At 44.6% G+C, this 24798-nt stretch carries 20 protein-coding genes and 2 tRNA genes; 8 read left to right on the top strand and 14 right to left on the bottom strand.

The window, feature by feature from the left end:
- Positions 1-100: 100 nt before the first annotated feature.
- The gene (gene queA / locus AACQ75_RS02095; RefSeq protein WP_170889399.1) at positions 101-1153 is read right to left on the bottom strand and encodes a tRNA preQ1(34) S-adenosylmethionine ribosyltransferase-isomerase QueA; all 1053 of its coding nucleotides are present in this window, start codon (positions 1151-1153) and stop codon (positions 101-103) included.
- 228 nt (positions 1154-1381) lie between these two features.
- Here queA and AACQ75_RS02090 point away from each other — a divergent pair, with 228 nt between their 5' ends.
- Positions 1382-1828: a CBS domain-containing protein gene (locus AACQ75_RS02090; protein WP_038171482.1), complete on the top strand. Its 447-nt coding sequence runs from the start codon at positions 1382-1384 to the stop codon at positions 1826-1828.
- Between the two features lie 93 nt (positions 1829-1921).
- Here the strand turns inward: AACQ75_RS02090 and aceA are convergent, their stop codons facing one another.
- From aceA to AACQ75_RS02075, 3 genes are all read right to left on the bottom strand, one after another.
- A complete protein-coding gene (gene aceA, locus AACQ75_RS02085) occupies positions 1922-3232 on the bottom strand; it encodes an isocitrate lyase (protein WP_013857509.1) in 1311 nt (436 codons plus the stop codon).
- A 135-nt stretch (positions 3233-3367) separates the two neighbouring features.
- Positions 3368-5002 carry a malate synthase A gene (aceB, locus tag AACQ75_RS02080; RefSeq protein ID WP_170889398.1) on the bottom strand — a complete coding sequence of 545 codons (1635 nt, stop codon included), beginning with the start codon at positions 5000-5002 and terminating at the stop codon, positions 3368-3370.
- Between the two features lie 592 nt (positions 5003-5594).
- Complete coding sequence (locus AACQ75_RS02075) at positions 5595-6497, bottom strand: hydrogen peroxide-inducible genes activator (RefSeq protein WP_013857512.1); 903 nt, start codon at positions 6495-6497, stop codon at positions 5595-5597.
- A 196-nt stretch (positions 6498-6693) separates the two neighbouring features.
- On the opposite strand from AACQ75_RS02075, the gene AACQ75_RS02070 reads away from it, so the two are divergent.
- Both AACQ75_RS02070 and AACQ75_RS02065 read left to right on the top strand, forming a co-directional pair.
- A complete protein-coding gene (locus tag AACQ75_RS02070; RefSeq protein ID WP_010320425.1) occupies positions 6694-7305 on the top strand; it encodes a peroxiredoxin C in 612 nt (203 codons plus the stop codon).
- Positions 7306-7462: 157 nt separating this feature from the next.
- Positions 7463-8299 (top strand): copper homeostasis protein CutC, encoded by an 837-nt coding sequence (locus AACQ75_RS02065; protein ID WP_170889425.1) that lies wholly within the window; start codon positions 7463-7465, stop codon positions 8297-8299.
- Between the two features lie 66 nt (positions 8300-8365).
- Here the strand turns inward: AACQ75_RS02065 and phoU are convergent, their stop codons facing one another.
- From phoU to AACQ75_RS02045, 4 genes are read right to left on the bottom strand one after another with little or no spacing between them, the layout of a single operon-like run.
- Complete coding sequence (gene phoU / locus AACQ75_RS02060) at positions 8366-9064, bottom strand: phosphate signaling complex protein PhoU (RefSeq protein WP_010320427.1); 699 nt, start codon at positions 9062-9064, stop codon at positions 8366-8368.
- Positions 9065-9100: 36 nt separating this feature from the next.
- Positions 9101-9919 carry a phosphate ABC transporter ATP-binding protein PstB gene (gene pstB / locus AACQ75_RS02055; RefSeq protein ID WP_010320428.1) on the bottom strand — a complete coding sequence of 273 codons (819 nt, stop codon included), beginning with the start codon at positions 9917-9919 and terminating at the stop codon, positions 9101-9103.
- Positions 9920-9921: 2 nt separating this feature from the next.
- Entirely contained in the window at positions 9922-11568 is a 1647-nt protein-coding gene (gene pstA, locus AACQ75_RS02050) for a phosphate ABC transporter permease PstA (protein WP_064624534.1), read from the bottom strand.
- A gap of 23 nt (positions 11569-11591) precedes the next feature.
- Entirely contained in the window at positions 11592-13793 is a 2202-nt protein-coding gene (locus AACQ75_RS02045) for an ABC transporter permease subunit (RefSeq protein WP_170889397.1), read from the bottom strand.
- A gap of 249 nt (positions 13794-14042) precedes the next feature.
- Here AACQ75_RS02045 and ppk1 point away from each other — a divergent pair, with 249 nt between their 5' ends.
- Complete coding sequence (ppk1, locus tag AACQ75_RS02040) at positions 14043-16142, top strand: polyphosphate kinase 1 (protein WP_170889396.1); 2100 nt, start codon at positions 14043-14045, stop codon at positions 16140-16142.
- Positions 16123-17628: an exopolyphosphatase gene (gene ppx / locus AACQ75_RS02035; RefSeq protein WP_170889395.1), complete on the top strand. Its 1506-nt coding sequence runs from the start codon at positions 16123-16125 to the stop codon at positions 17626-17628. Before ppk1 ends, ppx begins: the two co-directional genes overlap by 20 nt.
- 41 nt (positions 17629-17669) lie before the next feature.
- Here the strand turns inward: ppx and AACQ75_RS02030 are convergent, their stop codons facing one another.
- From AACQ75_RS02030 to phoB, 3 genes are read right to left on the bottom strand one after another with little or no spacing between them, the layout of a single operon-like run.
- Positions 17670-18629 carry a PstS family phosphate ABC transporter substrate-binding protein gene (locus AACQ75_RS02030; protein ID WP_017047923.1) on the bottom strand — a complete coding sequence of 320 codons (960 nt, stop codon included), beginning with the start codon at positions 18627-18629 and terminating at the stop codon, positions 17670-17672.
- Positions 18626-19927, bottom strand: a complete 1302-nt coding sequence (gene phoR / locus AACQ75_RS02025) for a phosphate regulon sensor histidine kinase PhoR (protein WP_013857521.1) — start codon at positions 19925-19927, stop codon at positions 18626-18628. The genes AACQ75_RS02030 and phoR overlap by 4 nt, the downstream gene beginning before the upstream one ends.
- 20 nt (positions 19928-19947) lie before the next feature.
- Entirely contained in the window at positions 19948-20637 is a 690-nt protein-coding gene (phoB, locus tag AACQ75_RS02020) for a phosphate regulon transcriptional regulator PhoB (protein WP_013857522.1), read from the bottom strand.
- Between the two features lie 190 nt (positions 20638-20827).
- On the opposite strand from phoB, the gene rdgC reads away from it, so the two are divergent.
- From rdgC to AACQ75_RS02005, 3 genes are all read left to right on the top strand, one after another.
- Entirely contained in the window at positions 20828-21742 is a 915-nt protein-coding gene (rdgC, locus tag AACQ75_RS02015; protein ID WP_170889394.1) for a recombination-associated protein RdgC, read from the top strand.
- Positions 21743-21904: 162 nt separating this feature from the next.
- Complete coding sequence (trhP, locus tag AACQ75_RS02010; RefSeq protein ID WP_047689061.1) at positions 21905-23305, top strand: prephenate-dependent tRNA uridine(34) hydroxylase TrhP; 1401 nt, start codon at positions 21905-21907, stop codon at positions 23303-23305.
- A gap of 2 nt (positions 23306-23307) precedes the next feature.
- The gene (locus tag AACQ75_RS02005) at positions 23308-23562 is read left to right on the top strand and encodes a YfhL family 4Fe-4S dicluster ferredoxin (RefSeq protein WP_013857525.1); all 255 of its coding nucleotides are present in this window, start codon (positions 23308-23310) and stop codon (positions 23560-23562) included.
- A gap of 40 nt (positions 23563-23602) precedes the next feature.
- Here the strand turns inward: AACQ75_RS02005 and nfsA are convergent, their stop codons facing one another.
- From nfsA to AACQ75_RS01990, 3 genes are all read right to left on the bottom strand, one after another.
- Positions 23603-24325 carry an oxygen-insensitive NADPH nitroreductase gene (gene nfsA, locus AACQ75_RS02000; RefSeq protein ID WP_170889393.1) on the bottom strand — a complete coding sequence of 241 codons (723 nt, stop codon included), beginning with the start codon at positions 24323-24325 and terminating at the stop codon, positions 23603-23605.
- 219 nt (positions 24326-24544) lie between these two features.
- Positions 24545-24621 (bottom strand) — tRNA-Trp (locus AACQ75_RS01995).
- Between the two features lie 60 nt (positions 24622-24681).
- Positions 24682-24758, bottom strand: a tRNA-Asp gene (locus AACQ75_RS01990).
- Positions 24759-24798: the final 40 nt, after the last annotated feature.

Below are 24798 nucleotides of genomic sequence, written 5' to 3'. Positions count from 1 at the left end.
GACGTATCATGATTAGGTGCAAGCACCCCTCTAGAGCGGTCGCCAATTCCTAGCGAAAAACGAAGCGGAGCTTCTTCTCCTAGCGTAATGCTAGCACTCGTTAATTGGTGTTCTTGGTGATAAACATCGCATCACCATAACTAAAGAAACGATATTGATGTTTCACGGCATGCGCGTACGCGGCCATAGTATGCTCATAACCTGCAAAAGCGCTGACGAGCATAATCAGTGTCGACTCTGGTAAGTGGAAGTTAGTGATTAAGCAATCCACCAACTGGTACTCATAACCAGGGAAGATAAAAATTTCAGTATCGCCAAAAAAAGGAACCAGCTCAGTGCCCTTTTTAAGCGCATCTTGCGCGGCACTTTCCAGTGAGCGCACCGACGTAGTTCCAACAGCGATCACTCGACCACCACGCGCTTTCGTCGCGTTGACGGCATCGACTACCTCTTGTGGCACTTCAACATATTCTGCATGCATATGGTGATCGTGAATATTGTCGACTCGTACTGGCTGGAAGGTTCCAGCGCCAACATGCAAAGTTACATAAGTAAATTCGACGCCTTTCGCTTTGATTTGCTCAAGCAGAGCCTCATCGAAATGCAAACCGGCGGTCGGTGCAGCGACAGCTCCCGGTTTTTGGTTGTATACGGTTTGATAACGCTCTTTATCAGCATCTTCATCAGGGCGGTCAATGTAAGGCGGCAACGGCATATGGCCAATCTCGTTTAAGATCTCCAGTACCGTCTTTGACGCTGTAAAACGAATCTCGAACAGCGCATCATGGCGAGCCACCATGTGTGCATGATATTCGTCATGCTCTCCTAAATACAACTCACTGCCCGGTTTTGGCGGCTTAGATGAGCGAACATGAGCTAAAATCGTCTGTTCATCCAACATTCGTTCGACCAATACTTCCAGTTTGCCGCCTGAAGCTTTGCGCCCAAACATGCGAGCCGGGATGACACGTGTATTGTTAAAAACCAATAAATCGCCGGGCTGAACTCGGTCAAGAACGTCTTTAAATGAGCCATCCGCCAGTTCACCGCTGTTACCGTCTAATTGCAGTAAGCGACTCGCCGTACGTTCAGCCGTTGGGTAACGAGCAATCAGCTCATCGGGAAGTTCAAAGTGAAAGTCTGAAACTTGCATAGTTCTTATCTTGTTCGTTTTGAGTGGATGACGTAATTTTTTTAAGCGCCGTAGTATATACGTAAACACCTTCGCTCGTCAGACCCAGATCTAAATTTAATGTAATTAAACATGAAAATGGCACCCAATCTTTACGCATCAATCAAAGTAAAAATAGCGGGAGCTCTCAGATATTTTGCGCAGAAAAAACTATAGTTGAATCAGGTCAATAATAAAAAGGAGCTCGTTATGATCAAAATAGAAGACATGATGACTCGCAACCCCCATACCCTGTTGCGTACACACACGTTAGCCGATGCTAAGCACACTATGGAAGCGTTGGATATTCGCCACATCCCTATCGTCGATCCACACAAAAAACTACTCGGTATCATTACTCATCGAGATATTCTTGCCGCGCAAGAGTCGAGCTTAAAAAACATCCCTGAAGATCAATCATATACACTGACAACACCGTTATATGAGGTGATGCATACTGAAATTATGACGGTTGACCCGCGAGCTGGGTTAAAAGAGAGTGCTATCTACATGCAAAAACATAAAGTAGGCTGCTTACCCGTTGTAGATAAAGGCCAACTAGTGGGCATTATTACTGACACGGACTTTATTGGGGTAGCTGTTACCTTACTTGAGCTACAAGAAGAGAGTGAACCGGACGAAGTCGATATTGAATAACGCTCACTCCCTAATATAAGTGCCTCACATAAAAAAGAGCGGCTTACGCCGCTCAAAGGTGTTACACAGATAATGATTGGGAAGTATCGCTAATTAAAATTGGTCTTCTTCAGTAGAGCCCGTTAACGCGGTCACGGAAGAGCTGCCACCTTGGATGGTATTGGTCATCCGGTCAAAGTAACCCGTTCCCACCTCTTGTTGGTGTGCAACAAAGGTATAACCTCTTGATGCTGCTTCAAACTCTGGACGCTGAACTTTCTCAACGTAATGACGCATACCTTCGCCTTGCGCGTAAGCATGTGCTAACTCAAACATGTTGTACCACATGTTATGAATGCCCGCTAAGGTGATGAATTGATATTTGTACCCCATGTCCGACAACTCTTGCTGGAAACGAGCAATGGTGTCTGCATCCAAGTTTTTCTCCCAGTTGAAAGAGGGAGAACAGTTATAAGCCAGCAGTTGATCTGGGTATTGCGCTAGAATTGCTTCGGCAAATTGGCGGGCTTCATCCAAATCAGGCTTAGCGGTTTCACACCACACGAGATCAGCATACGGCGCGTAAGCGAGACCGCGTGAAATCGCTTGCTCAATCCCAGCATTCACGCGATAGAAACCTTCTTGAGTACGCTCACCTTGGATAAAATCACGATCGTATGCGTCGCAATCCGAGGTCAGTAGATCCGCCGCGTTTGCATCAGTACGAGCAATGACCAAAGTGGTTGTCCCTGATACGTCAGCGGCCAAACGTGCCGCAATCAATTTTTGAACCGCTTCTTGAGTCGGAACCAGAACCTTGCCGCCCATGTGTCCGCATTTTTTTACTGACGCCAACTGATCTTCAAAGTGCACACCGGCCGCCCCTGCTTCAATCATCGACTTCATCAACTCGTAAGCATTGAGCACGCCACCAAAACCGGCTTCAGCATCAGCAACAATCGGTAAGAAGTAATCAATACCACCTTCATCTTCCGGTGATTTTCCAGCCGCCCACTGAATTTGATCGGCACGACGAAACGAGTTGTTGATGCGCTTGACCACCGATGGAACAGAATCGACTGGATAGAGCGATTGGTCTGGGTACATGGTGGAAGCGGTGTTGTTGTCTGCCGCTACTTGCCAGCCGGAGAGATAAATCGCCTCAATTCCCGCTTTGGCTTGTTGTACCGCTTGACCACCTGTCAATGCACCCAAACAGTTCACATAACCTTTTTTGGCACTGCCGTTAACCAGTGACCACAATTTATCAGCGCCACGTTGGGCCAAGGTGTTGGCTGGAGTGATTGAACCGCGCAGGTCAACCACTTCAGCAGCAGTATAAGTACGCTTTACATTTTTCCAGCGTGGGTTGGTTGCCCAATCTTTTTCTAGAGCTTCGATTTGTTGGCGGCGAGTTAATGTCATGGTCTATCCCTCTTATTTTGATGCGCAAGCGCACTGTCATCCTTTTCTCAGCAGTACGACCTATTCTGCTTTTGAAAACAGCTTCACGTTATTGGTTGTCAGTAATTGGTTATTAGTTATTGGTTTTAAATCTCATCAATCTAGGTAGTCATAACCCGGAACGGTGAGAAAATGTGTCAGCTCATCGCTGGTAGTTAAGCGAGCCATCAATTGTGCCGCTTCGCTAAATCGTCCTTGTGCAAATCGCTGCGTGCCGATTTCCTGTTTCACGACTTCAATTTCTTGCGCAAGATACTGCTCAAAAAGCGCTTTGGTAACAATCTGACCGTTATCCAAGGCTTTTCCATGCTTGATCCATTGCCATATTGACGCTCGAGAAATCTCTGCGGTCGCCGCATCTTCCATCAAACCATAAATGGGGACACAGCCATTGCCGGAGATCCATGCTTCGATGTACTGAAGTGCAACTCGAATATTATGACGCATGCCATGCTCGGTACGTTCCCCTTCACATGGAGTCAGCAGCTCATTGGCATAAATCGGCGCATCAGACAGACGCGTAACATCTAATTGGTTACAACGCTCGCCAAGTACTTGGTCAAAGACCGCTTTTGCCGTATCCGCTAAACCGGGATGGGCAACCCAAGTACCGTCATGACCATTATTGGCTTCGAGCAATTTATCGTGATGAATTTTATCGAGAACCAACTGATTTTCTTGGGGATCTTTAGCTGGAATGAACGCGGCCATACCGCCCATCGCAAATGCGCCACGCTTATGACAGGTGTAGATCAGTAAGCGTGAATAGGCGTTAAGAAACGGCTTTTCCATTGTGACAACTTGGCGATCTGGTAGCACCCGATCCGGATAATTTTTCAATGTCTTGATATAACTGAAAATGTAATCCCAGCGGCCACAATTTAAGCCGACAATGTGTTCTTTAAGCGAGAACAATATTTCGTCCATCTCGAACACGGCGGGTAAGGTTTCAATCAATACGGTGGCTTTAATGGTGCCAGTTTCTAACCCAAAATACTCTTCGGTAAAATGGAAAACGTCACTCCACCACTTTGCTTCTTGATAGGCCTGAAGTTTTGGAAGATAAAAATAAGGGCCACTGCCTTTTTTAAGCAATGATTTATAGTTGTTGTAAAAGTAGAGTGCAAAATCAAACAGCGAACCCGGAATACTTTGCCCTGCATATTTAACATGCTTTTCTTTAAGGTGCAGACCGCGTACCCGACAAATGAGCACCGCTGGGTTATCTTTAAGCTGGTAGCACTTACCATTGTCAGGATTGGTATAGCTAATGGTTCCTTCAATGGCATCACGCAAATTGACTTGCCCATCCAGCACTTTATCCCATGCTGGTGACATCGAATCCTCAAAATCCGCCATGAACACTTTGACGTTAGCATTCAATGCATTGATCACCATTTTTCGGTCGGTTGGCCCCGTAATCTCCACTCGACGATCTTGTAAATCGTGTGGGATACCGAGAATTTTCCAGCTTCCTTCGCGAATATCTTGCGTATCCTTGAGAAAATCCGGCAGTTCTCCGTTATCAATACGTGTTTGTCGCTCTTCTCGTGCATCCAGCAGCGAATCAACACGGCTTGCAAATTTAGCACACAGAGTGGACAAGAAGATTTGGGCTTCTGAAGGGAAAATAGCTTGGTGATGTGGGCCAACGGCACCAACAACCTCAAGCTTGGCTTCGTGGTGTTCTTTGCTGAGTGCTAACTCTGTTTCTGGGGTCTGTGCAAACATAACGTTCTTCCTTAAAACCATTCCAACTACATTTGTAATTTAAAAACCACAAATTCAAATGCTCATTTTTTGCTATCCACTGACTTATCTCTACCGACACTTTCTCTCAGTCAATCCAATATTTCAAGCCTAACCAAGCTAGACATAAGTCTTACAAAACCTTATTAAACCTTACATCAACTCATCATTCAGCAAAAGAGACAAAGTTAATGAAAGGTTAAAAACAAAGTTTTATCCCGTTTCAAACCTATGTTTGATTTCCTTGTCAAATATGAAAGTTATTACGTTATTTTATTACACAACTCAAAAAGGCAGATTTTAGTTTTAAACAGACGTTCGAAATGATGTGAGACGCAGTAAGGCTTGAATTTACGACTAACCGAGCGAGACAGATGCCTTATTTTTAAACGCAAGAGAAAATAGGATGTGTAAAATTGTGGCTGTAAAGATTTTTGATTTTATGAAAACTTCATCAAGAATTGTTTGTAAAATTTTACAAGTTTAAAAACACTAACAGAATAAAAAACTGAAAAAAGCCACATTAAAAGTGACTTTTTGATTTTTTAGGCAAAGGAAAGAGTAAGACTAATCGCTAAAGTAAACCAGAAACCACATCCGCTAACTGCTTAAAAGTGTGAGTTCGCGATGAACTTGGCCGCCAAACTAAACCAATCTCTCGATACGCTTGCTGGCCAGGAGGCTCGATGACCACTAAATTTTGGTTTTCAACTAAGCCATGATTGATTGCCATTTGTGGAATGAAAGTCGTCCCTAAACCATTGGCGACCATCTGCACTAAGGTATGTAAACTGGTTGCGGTAAATGGATTAATTTTCTCTTTGGCGGTTAACTTGCAAGCCGACACAGCATGATCCGTTAAACAGTGCACATTTTCGAGCAAAAACACCGATTCATCAGGCAGGTCAGCATACTTGATTGGCACACGGATGCTATCCATTTGATGACGGCTGATCACCATTTTGAATGGATCAATCCCCACGACTCTACTCTCCATTTTGCCGATATCGACAGGCAAAGCCAAAATCAACACATCAAGCTCTCCATGACGCAGTGCTGCCAAAAGGTTCGTCGTCGTATCTTCTCGTAATAATAAGTTCAACTTCGGAAAGCGGACATTCACTTCTTGCACTAAATCACACAGTAAAAATGGGGCAATGGTTGGAATACAACCCAGCTTAAGCTGACCTTGCATCTCATCGCCTTGGCAAACCTTGCCGAGTTCCACTAAATCTTGTCCTTTGGCAAGTAACTCTCTTCCTTGGCTAACAACCAGCTCTCCTGCTTGAGTAAACACTAACGGAGCTTTCTTATCCTTTTCATAAAGCGGGCAACCTATTAATTCCTCTAAATTTTGGATCCCTTTACTTAGGGTAGATTGACTAACAAAACAACGTTCAGCGGCATCACTAAAGTGCCGTGTTTCGTAGAGTGTTACTAAATAGTGCAACTGCTTCAAACTGGGCCATTTATTCATCGTTCTACTACTATCTTATTTGAGTGCCGTTTCTGATTCCGTCATTAGAGCTCATCGCTTTTTTCGATGAGACTAATCTATTTATTTCGCTTTTTACTATCCTACAATCTGTACTATAGTTTGTCTCGTTCAAAAACGGACTGGACCAGTGCTCATCACTGGTTTGGAACTAAACCTTATTCTTAGGAGCAAAAAAATGGTACTAGTTGGTCGTAAAGCCCCTGATTTTACTGCAGCAGCTGTTCTTGGTAACGGTGAAATCGTTGATAGCTTCAACTTCGCAGAATTTACTAAAGGTAAGAAAGCGGTTGTTTTCTTCTACCCACTAGACTTCACTTTCGTTTGCCCATCAGAGCTTATCGCTTTTGACAAACGCTTCGAAGATTTCCAAGCGAAAGGCGTTGAAGTAATCGGTGTATCTATCGATTCTCAATTCTCTCACAACGCATGGCGTAATACCGCTATCGAAAACGGTGGCATTGGCCAAGTAAAATACCCGCTAATCGCTGACGTGAAGCACGAAATCTGTAAAGCGTACGATGTTGAGCACCCAGAAGCAGGCGTTGCTTTCCGTGGTTCTTTCCTCATCGACGAAGATGGTCTTGTACGTCACCAAGTTGTGAACGACCTACCACTAGGCCGTAACATCGACGAAATGCTACGTATGGTTGATGCGCTTAACTTCCACCAAAAGAACGGTGAAGTGTGCCCAGCACAGTGGGAAGAAGGCAAAGCCGGTATGGATGCATCTCCAAAAGGTGTTGCAGCATTCCTAGCTGAGCACTCAGACGACCTAGGCAAGAAATAATTCTCCTTAGCCCGCGCTCAACTCGGGTCAATGGTTGGACATATAATAAAGCGTAAAACGCATCGCCAATCAGTTAAGAAGTAAAGTCCTTATCCAAGCCCAAAGCTAACGCTTTGGGCTTTTTCGTTGTCGTTCATTTAGTGAAAATGAGGCAGCACTGGTTGGTAAACTTTACCCCTATTTCTCACCTCAATCACACAGACGTCACTACTCTAACTTGCTAACATTAACCAAATTTTTCCAGCAGGATTTTGCTATGAATATTCAAGTTGAAGTGTGTATTGATAATATTGAATCGCTACACAACGCCATTAAAGGCGGGGCTACTCGCATTGAATTGTGTTCGTCGCTCGCATTGGGTGGACTGACGCCCAGCTTTGGTTTAATGAAAAAGGCCGCGCAAATATCGAGCGTTCCTGTTTACGCGATGATTCGTCCGCGTCAAGGCGACTTTCTTTATGATCAGGATGATCTCGATTCGATGTTGATCGATATCGAGATGGCAAAACAGGCGGGACTAGACGGCATCGTCTTTGGTATTTTGAATCCGAATCGCACCATCAACCTTGAAGCAAGCTTACTGATGATGCAAGCCGCGCAAGGATTGGGTACCACTTTCCACCGTGCGATTGATCAATGCCACAGCTATGAACAAGCGATTGAAGACATTGCAAAATTAGGGTGTGAGCGTGTACTTACTTCAGGGTTAGCGCCAGATGCCTATGCAGGACGAGCCGTAATTACACACATGGTGAAACTGGCGAATGGCCGATTCTCTATTATGGCTGGGGCTGGCTTAAACGCATCAAACGTGACTGACATTATCCGTGAAACGGGCATCACTGAAGTGCATTTGTCCGGCAAAACCACGCGTGCAAGTAGCATGGATATGATCGCCAATGCGGTGAAAATGGGCCAAGAGTCTGTCGATGACACCCTCATCCCAATTACCGATCCGGCTAAAATCCAAGAGGTATTGCGCCAGCTTTCTTAACTTCGGCGACCATTATGTCTTGATGTAAGGTGAATAACTTTCCTTCACCTTACTTTACCCAAAAGGCTATTTGAGGATGTCATCAATCGATTGTTTACCTAAGTGGCGCACATCCTTACCTTTGACAAAATAGATGATGTATTCGCAGATATTCTGGCAGCGATCGCCCACGCGTTCGATGGCTCGTGCAGACCACATGACTTGTAATATATGTGGGATATTTTTAGGGTCTTCCATCATATAGGTCATCAGTTGGCGGATCACGGCTTCGTATTCGGCATCCAGCTTGTCATCCAAGCGGTACACTTCAGCAGCCGATTCAAGATCCATCCGCGCAAAAGCGTCTAACACTTGGTGCAACATTGCAATGGCTTGCCGGCATAAAGGTTCAAGAGAAACTCGAAATTTACTCTCTTTAGGTGAAGGGCTTTCGATAGTGACGTAGGCAATTTTGGTGGCAACATCACCAATTCGTTCAAGGTCGGTAATGGTTTTGATGATCGCCATGATCAAGCGCAGATCCTTGGCTGTCGGTTGTCGCTTAGCGATAATACGCGTGCAAGCCTCATCAATAGAGACTTCCATCGCATTCACTTTGTGATCATCCCGAACGACTTTTCTGGCCAGATCGGCATCATCTTTATGCAATGCTTGCATCGCAAAAGAGAGTTGTTGCTCCACCAGCCCGCCCATCGTCAATACATGAGTGCGAATCGATTCAAGTTCAACATTGAACTGTCCTGAAATGTGGCGACCTAGATGCATCATCGTTCCTTTTGAATATCGCTATTGACGAAAGTATTAACCATATCGACCAGTAATATAGTCTTCCGTCTGTTTTTTCAATGGGGAGGTGAAAATAGAGTCAGTATCCGCATACTCAATCAATTTTCCCATATGGATAAAAGCCGTATGGTCGCTCACTCTTGCCGCTTGTTGCATGTTATGCGTCACAATCACCACTGTGTATTTGGTTTTTAGATCGTTAATCAACTCTTCGATGGTCAACGTAGAAATTGGATCTAACGCAGACGTTGGCTCATCAAGCAACAGCACCTCTGGCTCAATAGCAATCGCTCTGGCGATAACTAAGCGTTGCTGCTGCCCACCCGAAAGGCCAAATGCATTTTCATGTAGGCGATGCTTCACTTCATCCCATAACGCAGCGGCTCTTAAAGCTCGCTCAACGGAGTCATCTAAAGTACGGCTATTTTTAATTCCCTGTAGACGAAGTCCATACACCACGTTTTCATAAATGGATTTCGGAAATGGGTTAGGTCGTTGGAATACCATCCCCACTCGGCGGCGCAACGTGGCAACATCCACATCTGGGTGATAGACGTTTCTACCATGAAGTTTGACTTCACCTTCAACTCGACACCCTTCGACCAGATCGTTCATCCGGTTAATACAGCGCAGTAAGGTTGATTTACCACAACCGGAAGGGCCGATAAACGCCGTTACTTGTCCTTTGGGAATACGCATTGAGATATGGCTCAGCGCACAAGTCTGTTTATAGAACAGATTCAGATCTTCAATCGCAATCGCCGTTTGTTGATCGCTCAGATTATTAACATCTAACGGGGCGTGATAACCCAAAGTTTGATTGATGGAAAACATAATTAATCTTGCCCTAACGTTCGATATTTCTCACGCAAGTTATTGCGGATACTGATGGCCGTTAAATTCAGTGCCACAATCACTGTCACCAATAAAAATGAAGTGGCGTACACCAGTGGCCTAGCCGCTTCGATGTTGGTCGTTTGGAAACCAACATCGTAAATATGAAAACCTAAGTGCATGAATTTTCGCTCAAGATGTACAAAGGGAAATTCGCCATCCACAGGCAAACTTGACGCCAGTTTGACCACACCCACCAGCATCAAAGGGGCAACCTCACCCGCGGCTCGCGCAATGGCGAGAATAAGCCCAGTAATAATCGCAGGGCTTGCCATCGGCAATACTATGCGCCAAATCGTCTCAAAATGGGTAGCGCCCAATGCTAACGAGCCATGGCGTACTGCGCTGGGAATCCGTGTTAACCCTTCTTCCGTCGTCACAATCACTACGGGTAGAGTTAACACGGCTAATGTGAGCGCCGACCACAGTAAGCCAGGCGTGCCAAAAGTGGGAGCCGGTAACCTTTCGCTATAGAGTAGCGTATCAATCGATGAGCCTATGGTGTAAACAAAAAAACCAAGACCAAACACCCCATAAACAATCGATGGCACACCAGCAAGGTTGATAACCGCAACACGAATGATACGAGTAAACAGATTCTCTTTTGCGTATTCGTGCAGATAAATAGCCGCCACAACACCAAGTGGCATGACGATAATCGACATCAACAACACCAACAGCACTGTACCAAAGATGGCTGGAAATACACCGCCTTCAGAGTTCGATTCTCGGGGATCTTCTGATAGGAAGAGCCACACCTGCTTTCCCCACTGGACCAATTTTTGCCCCAAAGTCATATCATTGGGATACCAAATATCGAGAATTTGGCTAAGTGGAATCGCCACTCGTTGCCCACTCATCTCTTCAACAATCAACGACGGCCCATTCATTTGCTGGCGCAGCGCATCTAACTTTTGTTCGGCAATAGCTAATTGGCTATCCAAATCCTGCTTTTTATGAAAATAGTGATCTAAATAGGTTCGTTCTAGCTTTCCATTGAGTTCTTTACGACGCTTCTCTAAACGTAATTTTTCGGCGGCAAAGCCAATGACTCGGATCTCCTGGTCAATAACATCATCAATTTGCTCTCTCAATAACGCGACATCCTGCATTCCTGCAGCGAGCATGGTTTGAACATCCGAACTCTCGCTTCCATCGGTTTGCACATAAGCAATCGGCTTGCCATAAAACTGTCCGTTACTCTTACGTTCTATTACCGCCCACCCGCTAGGCATTTGTTTATCCGACAGTTTAACATCCAGTATCGAGACAAAGTCCGCATGATTTCGTTCTCGGTTAGCGACTTTGATACTGAGCCGCTTCACTTCCCCAGCATCCAGTATGGCTTTGGGCCATGTAATATCTAACGCTCTTAAGTGTGTTAATGGCACATTTTCCTCAGAGTAGAGCTGACCAACCAGTGCTTGCCCCTCTTGAGTTTGCCATTGATAAAGTGGCGTCGGCCAAAAATAGGTTAATCCTTTCCAACCAATAAACAGGAGCAAGCCCAATACCGAAATCAGGCTGATGCTGACAGCACCGCCTGTTAACCATATCCAAGGTGAACCTGATTGAAACCACTTAAACATTTGTGATGATTTTTCCCAATTGATTACAAAGCGCGATATTTGGCACGCAACCTTTGTCTGACCCATTCAGCAATCGAGTTCACACAAAAGGTGAACATGAGTAGCAATAGTGCCGCTAAAAAAAGCAACCGATAATGGGAGTTCCCCACTTCCGACTCTGGTAACTCAACCGCAATCGTTGCCGATAAGGTACGCATCCCTTCTAAAATATTCCAATCTAAAATGGGTGTATTACCCGTCGCCATAAGAACGATCATTGTTTCTCCGACGGCTCGCCCCAAACCCATCATGATCGCCGAGAATATGCCAGGACTTGCCGTTAACAACACGACTTTAGTTAATGTCTGCCAAGGTGTTGCGCCTAATGCTAATGACCCATCAGAAAGATGTTTAGGTACGGAAAAGATCGCATCTTCCGCAATAGTAAAAATGGTTGGAATGACGGCAAAGCCCATCGCAAAACCAACCACCAGCGCATTACGCTGATCAAAATCGATGCCGTTTTGCGCGAGATAAATCTGAATATCGCCATCAAATAGCCAAACTTCAATTTGGCTGCTATACGAAAAGATAACCACTGCACTAACGACTAATACGGGGATTAGTATCAATGCGTGCCACCCATTTGAAAAATTTCGCACCCATGCTCTCGGTAATAGGTGCCAACCTAGCCCAACGAGTAACATCACAATGGGTAAAAATAGCAGCAGCGCTCCGACCGCCGCGAGATGGCTTTCAATTAATGGCGCAAACCACAACCCCGCTAAAAAACCAATAATGACGGTTGGTAACGCTTCCATCAATTCAATCGACGGCTTCACCACTCGGCGCATTCTCGGTGACATAAAATAAGCCGTGTAAATCGCGCCAAACACCGCAATCGGTATCGCAAATAACATTGCGTATGCCGCGGCCTTAAGAGTGCCAAAGGCTATCGGTACTAGGCTAAACTTAGGCTCAAATTCATCGTTCGCTGACGTCGATTGCCACACATATTGAGGCTCAGGATAACTTTCGTACCACACTTTTTGCCACAATGATGAGAGTGATATTTCAGGATAATCATTATCCACTTTTGCCACGCTGATCTTCTGCTCGCTCAACGTAGCGAGATAAAGCTCATTATTGGACATGGCGGCCAATTGAGGGGCTTTGTTGTACATCCTCTCAAACAACACCAGTTTTTCACTGGTCGTATAGTGACTTTGGATTGTGCCATTAGGGTAGAAACTGTAAAAACCTTTGCGATAAGTATCCGGCAGTAACAGCGTCACCTGCGGCGCTAATTTAAACTTACGAATCTGAGTCAGTTGACGTTCTTCATTTTGCAGCACATCAAACCATTGTGACACTAAGCCGTTACGGTGAGTCACCAGTAGCGAATAAGCACCGGACAATAAGTTGATTTGTGTCACGGCTCGATCGGAATTACCTTGGCTTAAATCAACCACTTCTCGCACGAAATAACCTTGACGACTCTTAACGGCAACAACCAATTCGGACCCTGAGCGAAGATAAAGCGTTTTACCATCTGGCGTAAAAAGCAATTGGTCCAAAGAAGGAAATGAGCCTTGAAACACAAAGCGCTGAATTGGCTCGACGTTATCACTCGTTAAGGTTTGTACTATCACCTCATCATTATCGAGATAAGAAGCGAAGAAAAGTGCCTCATCAGTAACAGCGAAGGCAAACTGGCGTAACGTTTGCGTTTTATGAGTCAGCCGAAAGGTAGAGGGTAAACTGACGCGCTCAAGATAAGGAGAAAACTGGCGACCTTCCACGCTATGCAGATAACTGAATTTAGGGCGAGCAATAAAGACCTCTCCCGCCACATTGCTAGCGGCAAACCATCCATCCAGCGGGGGAGCTTGGCTAAAAAGATCAACGCGAATAGGGAGACTATCCGACCACAATGCGTGTTCCGTTTTGCCCTCCAAGGGCCAAAAGTTCATGCTGCCATCAAGGTCAACAACAAAGGCATTCTCGCCGTATTCATCTATGGCCAAAAATTGAGGATTGGAAGTGGTTATACTCACTTGCGCCACGTTCCTTTCAATTTTTGCGCTACCAAAAAGAGGGAAAACAACCATCGCAAGATAGACAAAAATCAGCACTAAAGCGCCAAGTACACTCACGCCACCAAAACTCACTGCAAGGCGAACCAAACGGTCTTTTATCAACCGTTTTCTGTCACGTTCCTTCAATGAAAATTCACTTGGTGCCATTGCTCTCTCTACCCTTTTTCCTGTCTGCGTATAATATGTAATTTTCGTGACAAGTATATTACAACTCGCAATAAACGACTGAAAATAAAACAACTATACTCAACTTGCCTGCTTGAAATAAAAATGTCACATAAAAGGCATAGTTTTCATAATCATCAATACCCGAATTGATTGCTGTGCAGAATCGCACAATCAGCACACAGAGGGTGAGTCAGTAAAAAACGTCAATTGAGTTAAAAGGTAACATGAATGAGTACGGACAAGTTGTATATCGACAAGGAATTGAGCTGGCTTTCGTTTAATGAACGCGTATTGCAAGAAGCCGCAGATAAAACCGTGCCTTTAATCGAGAGAATACGGTTTTTAGGTATTTTTTCTAACAATCTGGATGAGTTCTATAAAGTTCGCTTTTCCGATGTAAAACGGCAAATTTTGATCAACCGAGAACGTGGTGGTAACGATACTACCAAGCATTTGCTGACACGAATGCAAAGTAAGGCGTTCAAACTCAACCAAGATTTCGACAATCTCTATAATGAGCTTATTTTAGAAATGGCACGTCGCCGTATCTTCTTGGTTAATGAAACGCAGTTGGATGAGACTCAGAAAAAATGGATCACTAAGTATTTCCATAAAGAAGTGCGCCCGCATATTACACCGCTGCTCATGACTGACGACATTGATGTCATGCAATTTTTGAAAGATGAATACGCCTATATTGCCGTTGATCTCAAACACAATGACCGCAGCCAATATGCGCTGATTGAAATCCCGACAGACCACCTACCGCGCTTTGTCATGGTGCCGGAGCAAAAGGGCAAACGCCGCAAAACCATCATCTTATTGGACAACATCATTCGCCACTGCCTCGATGAGATTTTCCGCGGATTTTTTGACTATGAAGAGCTCACGGGTTACGCGATGAAAATGACACGTGATGCGGAATATGACTTGCGACGGGAAGTCGAATACAGTTTGTTAGAACAGATGTCAGAAGGGTTGAATCAACGCTTAAGTGCTATGCCCGTACGCTTTGTTTATGAACGAGAAATGCCGACAAAAATGCTTAAATTTTTGTGCGAAAAACTCAAAATATCGCACTATGATAGCCTTCTTCCTGGTGGTCGTTACCATAACTTTAAAGATTTTATTGGGTTCCCAAACGTGGGGCGTGACTATTTAGAAAACAAGCCGCTACCACCCATGCAATGTGCTGACTTTGAAGGTTTTGCCAATGCATTTGATGCGATTCGCGCTCAGGATATTCTACTTCACTATCCTTACCACTCATTTGAACACATTACCGAGTTGGTAAGACAAGCGTCGTTTGATCCCAAAGTGATCAGCATCAAAATCAATATTTATCGTGTTGCCAAAGATTCTCGCCTAATGAACTCGCTCGTCGATGCGGTACACAATGGCAAACGAGTGGTGGTAGTGGTTGAGTTACAAGCACGGTTTGATGAAGAAGCCAACATTGAATGGTCACGTATTTTAACCGAAGCGGGGGTCCAAGTAATTTTCGGTGCTCCCGGATTAAAAATTCACTCTAAATTGCTGCTCATTAGCCGCAAAGAACAGGACAACATCGTTCGCTACGCACACATAGGCACGGGCAACTTCCATGAAAAAACCGCCCGTATCTATACGGACTTTTCACTCCTAACCGCCGACAATGAAATTGCTACCGAAGTACGAAACGTGTTTGGCTATATTGAAAACCCTTACCGCCCAGTTAAATTTAGCCATCTCATTGTGTCGCCAAGAAACTCTCGTATTCAGCTTTATCGATTAATCGACAGTGAAATCGCCAATGTGAAACTTGGTAAAAAAGCCGCAATCACTTTAAAGTTAAATAACTTAGTGGATAAAGGGTTAATCAATAAACTGTATGGCGCAAGCAGCGCGGGCGTACAAATTAAGATGATCGTCCGGGGCATGTGTTCGCTGGTTCCGGGAATTGAGGGCGTGAGTGACAATATCAAAATCATCAGCATCGTTGATCGCTTTTTGGAACACCCTCGTGTCATTATTACGCACAATGATGGCAACCCGCTGGTGTATATCTCCTCTGCCGACTGGATGACGCGCAATATCGATCATCGTATCGAAGTAACGACACCAATTCGTGACCCACGTTTGAAACAGCGTATGATTGACATTATGAATTTACAATTTACCGATACAGTGAAAGCGCGCTGGATAGACAAAGAGATGAGCAATAATTATGTAGAACGTGGTAACCGTAAAAAAGTGCGTTCACAATTTGCCATCTACGACTATCTTAAGAATGTAGAAAGACAGACCAGAAAGAGCAAAGAACCCTCACATGACAATCAACCCAACTAATACTATTCGCGATATTGCGGCCATCGATTTAGGCTCTAACAGCTTTCATATGGTGGTGGCCAAAGTCGTCGATCAAGATCTGCAACTGGTGAGCCGCCATAAGCAACGTGTACGCTTGGCGGCTGGGTTAGATGAACAAAAAAATTTGGATGCCGATGCCATAGAGCGAGGACTTGAATGCTTAGCGATGTTTGCCGAGCGGTTGCAAGGTTTCGAACCTGAAAACGTGCGTATCGCGGCCACGCATACGCTGCGTCAAGCCAATAATGCTCATACATTCTTGCAACGAGCCAAACAGGTACTGCCTTTCCCTATTGAAATCATTCCCGGAGCTGAGGAAGCACGCTTAATTTATTTAGGCGTGGCACATACTCAACCTCAAGCAGCGTCTATGTTGGTGGTGGATATCGGTGGCGGCAGTACCGAGATGGTGATTGGCCAAGGGTTTGATCCAGACCTAATCAACAGCAAGCAAATGGGATGCGTCAGCTATACCGACCGTTACTTCGCTGATAGTAGGCTTTCAAGCAGAAACTTCGCTCATGCGATATTAGCCGCCGAGCAAAAAATCGAATCTATTGCGGCGAAATATCGCAAAAAAGGGTGGGAAGTCGCCTTCGGCTCGTCAGGAACCATCAAAGCCATTCACGAAGTACTGATTGGTTTGGGCTTTGATGATGGCATCATCACGCTTGAGCGAGTCAATAAACTCATTGAAAAACTCTGTGAATGGCAAAGTATTGATGAGATCGAACTCAGCGCGTTGACTGACGATAGAAAACCCGTTTTTGCTGCGGGAGTTGCCATTTTAAGCGCGGTTTTAAAATCGCTGCGTGTGAAAGAGATGCATTTTTCTGATGGTGCATTACGAGAAGGTTTGCTTTATGAGATGGAAGATCGCTTCAAGTATTCCGATATCCGTTTACGCACCACTGAAAACCTCGCGATGAAGCATCTAGTCGACTTAGAGCATGCCGCTAAAGTCAAAGGCCATGCAAAAGAGTTTCTACAGAATGTGACCCCAGAGCTAGGATTGAAAAAAGGCAGCGAACTGTTTGATCTTTTGGAATGGGGAGCGTTATTGCATGAGGTGGGATTGAGCATCAACTTACAAGGCTTTCACCGACACTCTGCTTATATTCTGCGTCACACCAACATGCCCGGTTTTAACAGCGAGCAACAGCAAGTGCTGTCGACCTTAGCGCGCTTTCAACGCAAATCTCTCAAGCTGCAAGAAATGAATGATTTCACCTTGTTTAAGAAAAAGCACATTATTGGCCTCATCCGCGTGTTGCGTTTAGCGATTGTTGTCAATAGCCAACGTAATGATGATCCTCTTCCTGAGCTGACACTCAGCGCAAAAGATGATGAGTGGAAACTAGAATGTGAAGACGCCAATTGGTTAGAAAATAATAAATTATTACATGCGGATCTGATGTGCGAACAACAGTATTGGCGAAGTGTCGGTTGGCAGCTCAATGTTTAATTTGAATTGGGTTTGATTAAAAATAGCGAGCGAACAGCTCGTTATTTTATGCCCACTTTAGCTAGTTCTTGCTGAGCAAACTCGGCACTGACAGGCACATAACCATCTTTCCCAACAATCGCTTGTCCTTGCTTAGAAAAAATGAAACGGATAAATTCTCGCTGCATGGGTGGCAGATCCTGATTAGGATGTTTATTCACATACACATACAAATAGCGAGATAACGGATAAGCACCTGATAGAATATTTTCATAACTTGCGACAATAAACTGATCGCCTTGTTTGGCTATCGGAATCAATTTCACACCAGAAACCTGATAACCAACACCAGAATAACCGATAGTATTGATCGATGAAGCAACCGATTGTACAACCGATGCCGATCCCGGCTGCTCGTTTACTCCCTTTTTGAAATCGCCACCACATAGTGCGTTTTGTTTGAAATAGCCATAGGTTCCCGACACCGAGTTTCGGCCAAACAGTTGAATTCCTCGCTTAGCCCAATCCTCATCAACGCCCAATTGCGCCCAAGTATTGATCGGTTGTGTTGCACCGCAGCGCAACGTGGATGAGAAAATACTGTCTAATTGAGTAAAATTAAGCCCTTTGATTGAATTATCTCGATGTACAAAAATACCAATGGCATCTATCGCAACCCGCAATGCCGTCGGCTTATAACCATGAGCGCGTTCAAATGCTTCAATCTCACGACCACGCATCGGGCGACTCATTGGGCCAAATTGCGCCGTTCCTTCAGTTAAAGCAGGAGGCGCGGTGGAGGAACCTGAGGCTTGAACTTGAGCATTGATATTTGGGTAGATCGTCTTAAACTCTTCAACCCAGAGCGTCGTCATTCCTGCCAGAGTGTCTGACCCCACTGAAAGTAAACTACCTGCAACACCGTTAGTTTTTGAGTAATCCACGAGCGGCTGAGCGATCACGGCGTTCGTGGTAACCAGCAAGTAAAAATAGAGAAAGGCTGTAAATATGCGATGTATCATGACAGCACAACCAAACGTTTAGGCAAAATAAAAGAGAATTTGCTGCCAACACCCACTTCACTGTGAATCTGCAAATGCGTGTCATGATGTGACAATGCATGCTTAACAATCGCGAGCCCAAGCCCACTTCCTCCGGTATCTCGCGAACGTGCTTTATCGACACGATAAAAACGTTCCGTTAAACGATGTAAATGCTGTGGCTCAATCCCTTCCCCTTTATCCACCACGTCTAAACAAGCACCTTGCGCGTTTTGATACCAACGCACATTAATTTCCGCTCCCGGAGGCGTATATTTGACGGCGTTATAAACAAGGTTTGATATAGCACTGCGCAGCTGATCTTCATCGGCCAATACTTTAAGTCGCTTATCGACATCAAAATGCAGTCGGTGATGATGATCGCCACTTAAACTGATCGCTTCTTTTTCAAGTACTTCCAACATAGCCGGAACATCAACCACTTCATCCAGCTCATGCATAGGCGCCGCTTCAATTTTTGACAACGTCAGCAGTTGATTGACTAAACTGTTCATACGGTTTAACTGCTCAGTCATCACTCCATGTGCCTTAGGCCACATCGGCCCTACCAGCATGTCAGGATCTTCTGTCATCTCAAGATACCCTTGCAACACCGTCATCGGCGTTCTCAGTTCATGAGAAACGTTAGCAAAGAAATTTCGGCGCATGCCTTCTAACTGTTTCAACTGAGTGACATCACGCACAACCATCAAATGCTCACCTTCTGTGTAAGGCACAATACGCAGCTCTAGCATTCGCTCCACATTAAGTGGAGAGCGCATTTCAAGTGGTTCTGTGAAATCATCTTTTTGCAGATATTTGATAAAATCAGGGGCGCGCAATAAATTTGAGATAGGTTGACCTGCATCATCTGGCCAGCGAAAACCGAGCAGATGCTGTGCAAGTCGGTTACACCAAACAATGTTCCCTTCGTCACGGAACACCACCACCGCATCGGGTAGCGATTCAGCCCCGTTACGAAAGCGGCGGATCAAATTGGTCAGTTCTTTGCGTTTTTTACGTTGGCGTTGCTGTAAACGGTAAATCCCATTAAACAGGTATTCCCAATTTCCAGTCCCGGAAGGCGGCGTTAAACGTTTTTCATCCCACAACCAAGCCGACAAACGCATTTGGTTATGCAAATGCCAAATCAGTTGCAACGCTGTAGCCGCTAGCAGCAGCCAAGCCATATGGCCAAAGATCCAGCCAACGATAATCCAAGGAGAGTAAAAAAAAGCCAGCTCCCAAGCCAGCCTTTTCCACGTTAAACGTTCAACCATTTCGTACCTTAATTAATCCTTTATGTTCTGGATGAAAAGCGATAACCGGCACCACGTACTGTTTGAATTAATTTATCGTGGCCAGCCTCCTCTAACGCTTTTCTCAGACGGCGTATATGAACATCGACAGTGCGGTCTTCAACATAAACGTTGGTACCCCACACATTGTTCAATAACTGCTCACGGCTATAGACGCGTTCTTGGTGCGTCATAAAGAAGTGTAGCATTTTGAATTCCGTCGGCCCCATCTCTAAGGCATTATCATTAGCCGTTACTCGATGAGAGACAGGATCTAACTTCAATCCTTGCACGTCGATCACATCTTCCAGTGCTGTCGGTGTGACGCGCCGGATAACCGCTTTCAAACGAGCTACCAACTCTTTAGGCGAAAAAGGTTTAGTTATGTAATCATCCGCACCCACTTCAAGGCCGCGAACTTTATCTTCTTCTTCACCACGGGCGGTTAACATCACAACAGGAATGTTGCGTGTTAATTCTTCACGCTTCATATGCTTAATAAAGTTGATACCACTCCCGCCGGGCAACATCCAATCTAATAACACAAGATCGGGAAAGGGTTCAGCCAGTTTACTCACCGCCGTGTCGTAATCTTCCGCTTCAACAGCTTGATAACCTTTTTGTTCAAGCACGAAACACAACATTTCGCGAATGGGTGCTTCGTCTTCAACAACCAGAATCCTTCTAGACATTTGAATAACCTTTCTATGTAATCAACGCTATGCATTATGGGAAACAATTATGACACTTTTGTGACCTTTGCAAACAATTTTTCATATAAGTTTCTTATCAAGTTCATGATTATATTTTGAAATTGATTTAAGACTTTAGCTTTCAAATCCCCTATCATGTTGCGTCTTCTAATTAAGTAAGAGAAAGAATATGTGGTTTAAAAACTGTATGGTTTATCGTGTTAATCGCGATGTAGAATTCAACGCCGATCAGCTCGAAAAACAACTGGCCGAATTTCGTTTTACGCCATGCGGCAGCCAAGATAAGCAAAAATTTGGTTGGGTTAACGCAATGGGTAAACACGGCGACATGATGACCCACGTTTCTGAAGACCGTATTCTGATCTGCGCGAAAAAAGAAGAAAAGATCTTACCTGCTTCGGTCATTAAAGATTCTTTGAATGCCAAAGTTGAAGCGATGGAAGTGGAAGAAGGGCGACCTCTCAAGAAAAAGGAGAAGGAAAGCCTCAAGGAAGATATTGTCATCGATCTCCTACCTAGAGCATTTAGCCGCAGCAATCTCACCTTTGTACTTATTCTACCCAAACAAGGCTTCATTCTAGTCGATGCCGCAAGCTACAAAAAAGCTGAGGACGTTTTGGCGCTGCTACGCAAAACCATGGGTAGCCTACCCGTAGTACCTGCGATCCCAGAACAAGCGGTAGAAACAACACTTACTCAGTGGGTTAAAAGTGGCGAACTACCACCAGGGTTTAGCTTGTTGGATGAAGCTGAATTAAAGTCGTTATTAGAAGATGGCGCAGTGATCCGCTGTAAGAAACAAGAACTGACAAGCGATGAGATCTTAAGCCATATTGAAGCCAATAAAGTCGTCACTAAACTGGCATTGAACTGGCAAGATCGCCTGAGCTTTATTCTGGCTGAAGATTGTAGCATTAAGCGTTTGGCATTTAGCGATGAGCTCAAAGAACAAAATGAAGATATTCCACGAGAAGAGCAAGCGGCTCGCTTTGATGCCGATTTCTCATTAATGTGTGGTGAAATGTCGGCATTTTTGCCTAACTTATTTGACGTTCTCGGCGGCCTTCCTCACCCGAACGCTTAACAAAAGCATCATGCAAAAGCCCAATACCCTTAAAAGTGTTGGGCTTTTTTGTATCGCTTACGATCCCTACTATGCATAAGGTTATTTTTAACGTAAAATTTGCGCCCCTCCAATACCATCAGGTGGTATTGGCCTGACTTGAGATCAGATTAGAGAAAAACAATGAGCACACATACCCCTTTTGTCCCCGAGCTACTATCACCGGCGGGCAGTCTAAAAAACATGCGTTATGCGTTTGCTTACGGTGCAGATGCCGTTTATGCCGGCCAACCTCGTTATAGCCTTCGTGTACGCAACAACGAATTTAACCATGAAAACCTGCAAATCGGTATCGATGAAGCACATGCTTTGGGTAAAAAATTGTACGTGGTTTGTAATATTCAACCCCACAACTCAAAACTTAAGACATTCATCCGAGATCTAAAGCCTGTGGTTGAAATGGGACCTGATGCGCTTATTATGTCTGACCCTGGGCTTATCATGATGGTTCGTGAAGCATTTCCTGAAATGCCTATTCACCTTTCAGTTCAAGCCAATGCTGTTAACTGGGCAACAGTTAAGTTCTGGGCATCCCAAGGCGTTGAACGAGTGATTCTATCACGCGAACTTTCGTTGGAAGAAATTGAAGAAATTCGTGAGCAATGTCCAACGACCGAACTCGAAATTTTTGTTCATGGCGCATTATGCATGGCTTATTCAGGTCGCTGTCTATTGTCTGGCTACATTAATAAACGTGATCCAAACCAAGGAACATGCACTAATGCATGTCGTTGGGAATACAAAGTTGAATCAGCCAAAGAAGACGAAACCGGTCAAATTGTCGAGAAATTTGATCCAGCAGCAGTTCAAACTATCGAGATACAAGAAGAGCGCCCTGATAATACACTTGGTTTAGGCAAACCGATTGATGATGTGGTTTTGCTTTCAGAAAGCCATCGTCCAGAAGAGAAGATGGCCGCTTTTGAAGACGAACATGGCACCTACATTATGAACTCAAAAGATCTACGAGCCGTACAGCATGTAGAACGATTGACGAAAATGGGCGTGCATTCATTAAAAATAGAAGGCCGTACTAAATCTTTCTATTATTGCGCTCGTACAGCTCAAGTGTACCGCAAAGCAATTGATGACGCAGTTTCAGGTAAACCATTTGACGAAAGCCTGATGGGCACTTTAGAAAGCCTTGCACACCGTGGCTATACCGAAGGTTTCTTGCGACGCCATACACACGATACTTATCAAAACTACGACTATGGCTATTCAGTCTCAGATTCACAGCAATTTGTTGGCGAATTTACGGGTAAACGTCGTGGTGAAATGGCTGAAGTTGAAGTTAAAAACAAGTTTATCTTAGGTGATAGTTTAGAGCTGATGACCCCAAAAGGGAATGTTGTCTTCAGACTTGAAGCAATGGAAAACCGCAAAGGTGAAACTGTTGATGACGCAAAAGGAAACGGTCACTTTGTTTATATCCCGGTTCCTGAAGAGTTGGATTTAAACTTTGCTCTGTTAATGCGTAACTTGAATGCTGGCCAAGATACTCGTAACCCCGTAGGCAAGTAGTTATGGCATTATTGATCACCAGTAAATGCATTAACTGTGATATGTGTGATCCGGAATGTCCAAATGGCGCGATCTCTATGGGCAACCGGATCTATGAAATTGATCCTAATCTATGTACTGAATGCAAAGGACATTACGACAAGCCCACCTGTCAATCCGTATGTCCGATAACAAACTGCATCATTACCGATCCAGAACACATAGAAACTGAACATCAACTACTTGAAAAATTCGTCGTTATTCAAGGTTTAGCCTAATCATTGTAAAAGAGCCCAATCGTTAAGATTGGGCTCTTTTTTATCGGTGTGCTAAGCCTTTACTGTTGAGATAGTTCAACATATGAGGTCGAGATTCTTGTGCTAATTTAGCCGTTACCTCTGTAGACCAAGCCGCTTGCTTGGTATTGGAAGAACGCGTCTGATAATAAGCCCTCATCGTCTCATCATATTGCTCTATTTCAGCATAACTCAAAGCATGGTAGGTATTCTCATGAACAATTACCTCAGGAGATAAACGAGGTTTTAGTTGTGGATTCTGAGCCGGATACCCCAAGCACATACCAAATAACACTGCGCAATATGGAGGAAGCCCTAATAACTCATCCACTTCTTTAGGTGAATTTCTTAAGCCGCCAATATAAACACCACCCAACCCCATCGATTCTGCCGCCAATAAACAGTTTTGTGCCATGATCCCAGCGTCTACAGCGCCAATCAAAGTGAGTTCAATCAGCTCTGGTTTTACCTCAGGATTAATGGCGTAATGACGTTGGTAGTCAATGCAGAACACTAAAAACTCAGCAGCGCTTGCAACATAAGCTTGATTGCCCGCCAATCTAGCCAACTGCTTGCGTTTATCTTTATCCGTAACACGAATGATTGAATTAACCTGTAATAGGCTCGATGATGATGCCGCAATACCAGCAGAAATAATTGTGCTCAGCTGATCTGGAGTTATCTTCTGATCGGTAAAAGATCGGATAGAACGATGTGCAAGAATAGTTTCAATGACTGGATTCATCTTATATTTTTCCCTACGAGGATATTGCCACTATCTTAGCAAGCATTACCTACTGACGCCGTAAAAATGCAAACTTAAAATTAGCACAGAAAAGATCGTTTTAATGCAGTATGGGGGCGATACTTTTATTGAAGTTATTGAAGAACAGGAATGTTCAAAAAATACTAAGGAGATGAAAAATAGCAAAAAGCCTCAGCATTTCTGCGGAGGCTTGATAGATGGCAGGGGTGGAGAGATTCGAACTCCCAACACGCGGATTTGGAATCCGCTGCTCTGCCAGTTGGAGCTACACCCCTAAATAATTTATGCTTCTCATTGAAGAAAACCTCAACATAACTGCTGAGGCTCTTAATAAGTGGCGGAGCGGACGGGACTCGAACCCGCGACCCCCGGCGTGACAGGCCGGTATTCTAACCAACTGAACTACCGCTCCGCAGCGTGTCTGGTTAGACAATATTCAAAGCCTGGCGATG

Origin of the sequence: Vibrio sp. B1-2, from assembly GCF_963888445.1 — a bacterium.
GTDB classification, from domain to species: Bacteria; Pseudomonadota; Gammaproteobacteria; order Enterobacterales; family Vibrionaceae; genus Vibrio; species Vibrio anguillarum.
Note: the sequence above shows the minus strand (reverse complement) of the source record. Positions and strands in the feature narration are given on the sequence as shown.

Coding starts and splice junctions, on each gene's coding strand:
- queA (WP_170889399.1), bottom strand. CDS start 1,153: ATGCAAGTTTCAGACTTTCACTTTGAACTTCCCGATGAGCTGATTGCT.
- AACQ75_RS02090 (WP_038171482.1), top strand. CDS start 1,382: ATGATCAAAATAGAAGACATGATGACTCGCAACCCCCATACCCTGTTG.
- aceA (WP_013857509.1), bottom strand. CDS start 3,232: ATGACATTAACTCGCCGCCAACAAATCGAAGCTCTAGAAAAAGATTGG.
- aceB (WP_170889398.1), bottom strand. CDS start 5,002: ATGTTTGCACAGACCCCAGAAACAGAGTTAGCACTCAGCAAAGAACAC.
- AACQ75_RS02075 (WP_013857512.1), bottom strand. CDS start 6,497: ATGAATAAATGGCCCAGTTTGAAGCAGTTGCACTATTTAGTAACACTC.
- AACQ75_RS02070 (WP_010320425.1), top strand. CDS start 6,694: ATGGTACTAGTTGGTCGTAAAGCCCCTGATTTTACTGCAGCAGCTGTT.
- phoU (WP_010320427.1), bottom strand. CDS start 9,064: ATGCATCTAGGTCGCCACATTTCAGGACAGTTCAATGTTGAACTTGAA.
- pstB (WP_010320428.1), bottom strand. CDS start 9,919: ATGTTTTCCATCAATCAAACTTTGGGTTATCACGCCCCGTTAGATGTT.
- pstA (WP_064624534.1), bottom strand. CDS start 11,568: ATGTTTAAGTGGTTTCAATCAGGTTCACCTTGGATATGGTTAACAGGC.
- AACQ75_RS02045 (WP_170889397.1), bottom strand. CDS start 13,793: ATGGCACCAAGTGAATTTTCATTGAAGGAACGTGACAGAAAACGGTTG.
- ppk1 (WP_170889396.1), top strand. CDS start 14,043: ATGAGTACGGACAAGTTGTATATCGACAAGGAATTGAGCTGGCTTTCG.
- ppx (WP_170889395.1), top strand. CDS start 16,123: ATGACAATCAACCCAACTAATACTATTCGCGATATTGCGGCCATCGAT.
- AACQ75_RS02030 (WP_017047923.1), bottom strand. CDS start 18,629: ATGATACATCGCATATTTACAGCCTTTCTCTATTTTTACTTGCTGGTT.
- phoR (WP_013857521.1), bottom strand. CDS start 19,927: ATGGTTGAACGTTTAACGTGGAAAAGGCTGGCTTGGGAGCTGGCTTTT.
- phoB (WP_013857522.1), bottom strand. CDS start 20,637: ATGTCTAGAAGGATTCTGGTTGTTGAAGACGAAGCACCCATTCGCGAA.
- rdgC (WP_170889394.1), top strand. CDS start 20,828: ATGTGGTTTAAAAACTGTATGGTTTATCGTGTTAATCGCGATGTAGAA.
- trhP (WP_047689061.1), top strand. CDS start 21,905: ATGAGCACACATACCCCTTTTGTCCCCGAGCTACTATCACCGGCGGGC.
- AACQ75_RS02005 (WP_013857525.1), top strand. CDS start 23,308: ATGGCATTATTGATCACCAGTAAATGCATTAACTGTGATATGTGTGAT.
- nfsA (WP_170889393.1), bottom strand. CDS start 24,325: ATGAATCCAGTCATTGAAACTATTCTTGCACATCGTTCTATCCGATCT.